Origin of the sequence: Brevibacterium samyangense (assembly GCF_039529845.1) — a bacterium.
Classification (GTDB): domain Bacteria; phylum Actinomycetota; class Actinomycetes; order Actinomycetales; family Brevibacteriaceae; genus Brevibacterium; species Brevibacterium samyangense.
On the sequence record NZ_BAAANO010000003.1, the window covers coordinates 16,208 to 21,806 of the forward strand.

The 5,599-nt window shown below is 69.2% G+C and carries 5 protein-coding genes; 2 read left to right on the top strand and 3 right to left on the bottom strand.

Annotation, left to right across the window (positions count from 1 at the left end; translation table 11 throughout):
* Positions 1–58 precede the first annotated feature (58 nt).
* Complete coding sequence (locus tag ABD172_RS01220; RefSeq protein ID WP_344306213.1) at positions 59–1,144, bottom strand: inositol-3-phosphate synthase; 1,086 nt, start codon at positions 1,142–1,144, stop codon at positions 59–61.
* A 228-nt stretch (positions 1,145–1,372) separates the two neighbouring features.
* The gene (locus ABD172_RS01225) at positions 1,373–2,968 is read right to left on the bottom strand and encodes a peptide chain release factor 3 (RefSeq protein WP_344306215.1); all 1,596 of its coding nucleotides are present in this window, start codon (positions 2,966–2,968) and stop codon (positions 1,373–1,375) included.
* A 61-nt stretch (positions 2,969–3,029) separates the two neighbouring features.
* Here ABD172_RS01225 and ABD172_RS01230 point away from each other — a divergent pair, with 61 nt between their 5' ends.
* Together ABD172_RS01230 and ABD172_RS01235 are read left to right on the top strand one after the other, a co-directional pair.
* Entirely contained in the window at positions 3,030–3,446 is a 417-nt protein-coding gene (locus tag ABD172_RS01230) for a hypothetical protein (protein ID WP_344306217.1), read from the top strand.
* A 116-nt stretch (positions 3,447–3,562) separates the two neighbouring features.
* Entirely contained in the window at positions 3,563–4,561 is a 999-nt protein-coding gene (locus tag ABD172_RS01235) for a zinc-dependent alcohol dehydrogenase family protein (protein WP_344306247.1), read from the top strand.
* Between the two features lie 55 nt (positions 4,562–4,616).
* Here ABD172_RS01235 and ABD172_RS01240 read toward each other — a convergent pair.
* Positions 4,617–5,599 (bottom strand): DUF3418 domain-containing protein (locus tag ABD172_RS01240; RefSeq protein WP_344306219.1); only part of this gene is annotated, 983 nt, incomplete at its 5' end.

Sequence of the window (5,599 nt, forward strand, 5' to 3'; positions counted from 1 at the left end):
CCGCGGGGCGCCTCGGGGCGGGGTACGGGCCCTGCGGGCCCGACCGGAACGCCGTGACTCAGCGTTCGAGTTCTCCCGCGATGAACGCCTCGACGGCACTCTTCGCGAGATCGTCGTTCTGCTGCTCGGGCGGGGACTTCATGAAGTACGAGGACGCGGAGATGAGTGCGCCGCCGACCCCGCGGTCGAGGCCGATCTTCGCCGCCCGCACCGCATCGATGATGACACCGGCGGAGTTCGGGGAGTCCCACACCTCGAGCTTGTACTCGAGGGACACGGGAGCGTCACCGAAGTTGCGTCCCTCGAGGCGGACGAACGCCCACTTGCGGTCGTCGAGCCAGGCGACGTAGTCCGAGGGACCGATGTGCACGTCGCGGGCCTCGAGCTCGGCGCTCGTGTTCGAGGTGACGGCCTGGGTCTTCGAGATCTTCTTGGACTCGAGGCGCTCGCGCTCGAGCATGTTCTTGAAGTCCATGTTGCCGCCGACGTTGAGCTGGTACGTGCGGTCGAGGACGACGCCACGGTCCTCGAACAGCTTCGCCATCACGCGGTGGGTGATCGTGGCGCCGATCTGGCTCTTGATGTCGTCACCGACGATCGGGACACCGGCGGCGCGGAACTTCTCGTCCCACTCCTTCGTGCCGGCGATGAACACCGGGAGGGCGTTGACGAAGGCGACCTTCGCATCGATCGCGGCCTGGGCGTAGAACTCGGTGGCTCCCTGCGAACCGACGGGCAGGTAGCACACGAGCACGTCGACCTCGCGCTCGCGCAGGACCGCCGCGACGTCCACGGGTTCGGCCGTGGACTCCTCGATCGTCTCCCGGTAGTACTTCCCCAGACCGTCGAGCGTCGGGCCGCGCTGGACCTCGACACCGGTGGTGGGGACGTCGGCGATCGTGATCGTGTTGTTCTCGCTCGCGACGATCGCATCGGCGATGTCGAGCCCGACCTTCTTCGCGTCGACGTCGAACGCGGCCACGAATTCGAGGTCGCTCACGTGGTAGTCACCGAACTGGACGTGCATGAGGCCGGGGACGGTGTCGCCCGGCTGTGCATCCTTGTAGTACTCCACGCCCTGGATGAGCGACGTCGCGCAGTTGCCCAGACCGGCGATCGCAACACGGATCGGATTCTTACCCACTTGGTCGAACTCTCCTTTTGGGAACGTTTCTGTGATGGTCGCGGCCCTCGCAGTTCCTGCGCCCGACGGCGCGTGCGGGCTCACGACACGATTGACCATCGTACTCCCGTTCGGCCCCGCGAACGGGCGGTCATGACGTGCGGGGATGTGGTGCTCGCGACGGCCCGGACCGGGCCGTCGCGACTCGCACGATGCGGTGTTGCCCTCCCGCCGAGGCGCCGTCGCCGGTCAGGAGACCACGAGCGGTTCGAGCACGAGCTCGGGGTGCGCCTTCTCGACACCCTGGAGACGCCACCGGTCGGAGAACAGCGCGAGCAGTTCCCCGTCCGACCGCGAGAGCACCTCGACGCTGCGCTCACGCGCGAGGGTGGGCACGCATTCGGGGGTGGTGCGCCGGGCGATCGTGTACGCGAGCGTCTCGAGTTTCACGGGTGCGTTGAACTCGTTCACCATCCGGTCCTCGGCGACCTCGAACTGCATGGGACCGACCGCGCCGAGCACGGGGGCCTGGTCGCCACGGAGGTCGGACCGGAGAACCTGGACGACTCCCTCGTGGTCGAGCTGTTCGATCCCGCGACGGAACTGCTTGTACTTCGAGGAGTCCTTCGCACGGATCACCATGAAGTGCTCCGGCGAGAACGTCGGGATCTCCGGGAACTGCACCTTCTCGTCGAGGTAGAGCGAGTCGCCCACCCGCAGGGCGGTGGCGTTCACGAGACCGACGATGTCACCGGGGAACGCGGTATCGACGACCTCGCGGCCACGGCCGAACACCTGCTGCGCGTACTTCGTCGCGAAGGGTTTGCCGGTCGTCGCATGGGTCGCGACCATCCCGCGTTCGAACACACCCGAGCACACCCGGATGTAGGCGAGGCGGTCGCGGTGGTTCGAGTCCATGCCGGCCTGGACCTTGAAGACGAACCCGGAGAACGGGGCGTCGACGGGCCGGGGATTCCCGTCCCGATCGAGGCGGGCGAGCGCCTCGGGGGCGATGTCGACGAGGGCGTCGAGGATCGCGTGGACACCGAAGTTCTGCACCGCGGAGGCGAACATCACCGGGGTCGTGCGTCCGGCGAGGAAGCTCTCGCGGTCGAAGTTCTGCTCCTCGAGGTCGAGGAGGTCGGATTCGTCGACCGCGGTCGTCCAGGCCTCGCCCTCGAGGTCCTCGGCCGCTGCGGGGTCGAAGGTCTCCTCCCCCGCGATCGTCGCGCCGCCGTCGGTGCGGGTGTACTTGATGTACTGCCCGCTCTGCCGATCGAGGACTCCGCGGAAATCCCCGGACTGGCCGACGGGCCAGTCGAGAGGGGTGGGCGTGAGGCCCGTCTTCTGCACGATCTCGTCCATGAGGGCGAGCGCGTCCAAACCTGGACGGTCCCACTTGTTGATGACGGTGATGATCGGGATACCGCGGTGGCGGCAGACCTCGAAGAGTTTCATCGTCTGTGCCTCCATGCCCTTCGCCGCGTCGACGAGCATGACGGCGGAGTCGACGGAGGACAGCACCCGGTACGTGTCCTCGGAGAAGTCGGAGTGACCGGGGGTGTCGACGAGGTTGATGACGGTGTCCCGGTACTCGAACTGGAGTGCCGCGGAGGAGATCGAGATCCCGCGGTCCTGCTCCATCTTCATCCAGTCGGACACCGTGCTGCGGCGGCCCGCCTTGCCGTGGACGGCGCCGGCCTGACCGATCGCGCGGGCGTGGAGTGCCAGGGCCTCCGTGAGGGTGGACTTACCGGCATCCGGGTGGGAGATGACGGCGAAGGTGCGCCTGCGCGCGGCTTCGTCACGGATGGTCTTCGCTGGGATGTCCGGGCCTGAGTTCACCGGACCATTCTACGTGGGACGTTCCGGGCGCACACAGTGAGGCTCAGTACGCTGGGCGGCGATGAATGCGAAGAAGATCCCCTCGCGCCGGCAGCGGGAGTTCGAGGCACAGCAGCAGGAGTACTCGCGGATCGCACGCGACCCCGGGACGGGTTCGCGGTGGAAGCGGCGCCTCGTGCTGCTCGTCGCCGCCGTGCTCGCCGCTCCCGTCCTGTGGCTGTCCGTTCGGTTCTCGCTCGAGGTCGGCAGCATCGGGTTCTACGTCTTCGCCCTCGACGGGGACACGGGGACCAAGGTCGGCGTCGTCGTCCTCACGCTCCTCGGTTTCCTCGGGCTCACCGGCACGCTCGCGTTCCTGTGGATCGGGTTCGTGAGGGCGCGGGTCCGTACCCCCTGGGCCTGGGCGGGTCTCGCTCTCGCGTGTGCCGCCGCCCTCCCGGTGAGTTGGCTCCTCCTCGGCCTCACCGGCGGCGCCTGAGAGACTGTTCGCCCGCTCGCCCGCGTGCCCGAAACGGCTCGCGCCCGCGTCGCGGGTCCGCATCCGCCCCCTGTCGTTCCCGAGGTCTCCTCGTTAGCGTGGGGACCGTGAAACAGATGCTGCTCATGACTCCCGCCGGACTGGACAACCTCACACTCGTCGACGCCCCGGATCCCGGTGAGCCGGGTCCCGGGCAGATCCGCGTACGCCTCCACGCCACCTCGCTCAACTTCCACGACTACCTCGTCGTCTCGGGTGCCTCGGCGCCGTCCGAGGACCGGATCCCGATGGCGGACGGCGCCGGCGTCGTCGAGGCGGTCGGCGACGGTGTCACGGAGTTCTCCCCCGGGGACCACGTCGTCTCCGGGTTCTTCCCCCGCTGGCAGGCCGGTCCCCCAGAGGTCGACAACTTCGTCGAGGTGCCCGGCGACGGCCTCGACGGTCACGCCCGCGAGTTCGTCGTCGCCGATGCCACCGGTTTCACCCGGGCTCCTGCGGGCTGGTCGCACGAGGAGGCCGCGACGATCACGACCGCGGGTCTCACCGCGTGGAGGGCCCTCGTGGTGAACGGTGGGATCAGGGCCGGGGACACCGTCCTCACCCTCGGTTCCGGTGGCGTGTCCGTGTACGCGCTCCAACTCGCGAAGGCGATGGGAGCGACCGTCATCGCGACGACGGGTTCGTCCGAGAAGGAGGAACGCCTCCGCGCACTCGGTGCCGACCACGTCATCAACTACCGCGAGAACGAGAACTGGGGCCCGACCGTCCGCGAGCTCACCGGCGGGGCCGGTGCCGACCACATCGTCGAGGTCGGCGGTGCCGGGACACTCCCCCAGTCGATCCGGGCGGTCGCGATCGGCGGACACATCTCGCTCATCGGCGTGCTCTCGGGCCGCGGTGGGGACATCCCGACCGGCCTCCTCATGGCCCGCCAGGCGCGCCTCCAGGGCCTCATCGTCGGCAGCCGGGCCGAGCAGGAGGACTTCGTCCGTGCCCTCGAGGCCACCGGTGTCCGCCCGGTGCTCGACCGTTCCTTCCCGCTCGAGGAGCTCGCCGAAGCGTTCCGCCACCAGGAGTCCGGCACACACTTCGGAAAGATCACCGTCGGCTGGTGATCGCCGCCCGCCTCACCTCCGGCTGAGAACCGCGCGCCTCACGAAGGTGTGACGCTCACCCCTTCGTGAGCGCCGCGAGCGCCTTGGAGACCCGCTGTTCGGACACCGGACGGCGGGTCTTCAGGTGTTCGGCGAACAGTCCGACGCGCAGTTCCTGCACGTCCCACAGCACCTCGGCCCACGGTGCCGGCAGCACCGCGAGGCGCCCGACCGTGTCGAGGTCCGCCACCTGCGGGAACCGGGCGAGGACCGCCCGGTCGACCTGCGCGTGCACGGCCCCGACCCGGTCCATCATCTGCTTGTCGCGGGAGGGGTTCTCCTGCATCCGCTTCACCCGGTGGAGAGCCGCGTCGAGGTACACCGGGAACCGCCGCAGCACCGCGTGCGGGAGGACGTCGATCGCGCGCGGTGCGAGGAGTTCCGCGTGCCACGCCTTCACGTCCGCGAGGTTCTGGAGGATGACGAGGGAGGACGCCTTCGTCACCGCCTTCTCGAGTTCGGTGGACTTCTGCAGGATTCCCACGACGAGGGCGGCCTCCGCGGTCGTCGCCTCGATGATCCGGGCATCGACCGTGTCCCGCAGCGCAGAGAAGTCCGCAGCAGTGCGTACCGCGTCCGCCTGCGCGTCGGTGACGAGGGAGTCGACGGCGGCCCGCCCGATCGAGGGCAGCAACGGCGGACGCCCCTTCGCGAATCCGGCGAGGACGAGTTTCTCGGTGTTCGACAGGTGTTCCCCGACGTACGCGATCCGGTCGGCGAGCGCGAGAGCGAGCAGCCGCACGAGCCCTGCCCGCGTACCGCGCGCCGCCGAGCCCGCGTCGTCGTACGCCGTGAGGTCGACCGCGGTGCCGGTGTCCCGCAGACCGGGATACACCTCGGTGTCGCCGCCGGTCGGCACCGGCGTCCGGTCGAGGTCGAAGTCCCAGGTGGTGAGGCCCGTGCGTTCGGTGAACCGGGGCCCCGCCGAGGCGCCGCGACCTTCCCAGGTCGTGGCGCCTCGGCGCGTCTGACCCGCGGAATCCAACGGCTTCACCCACG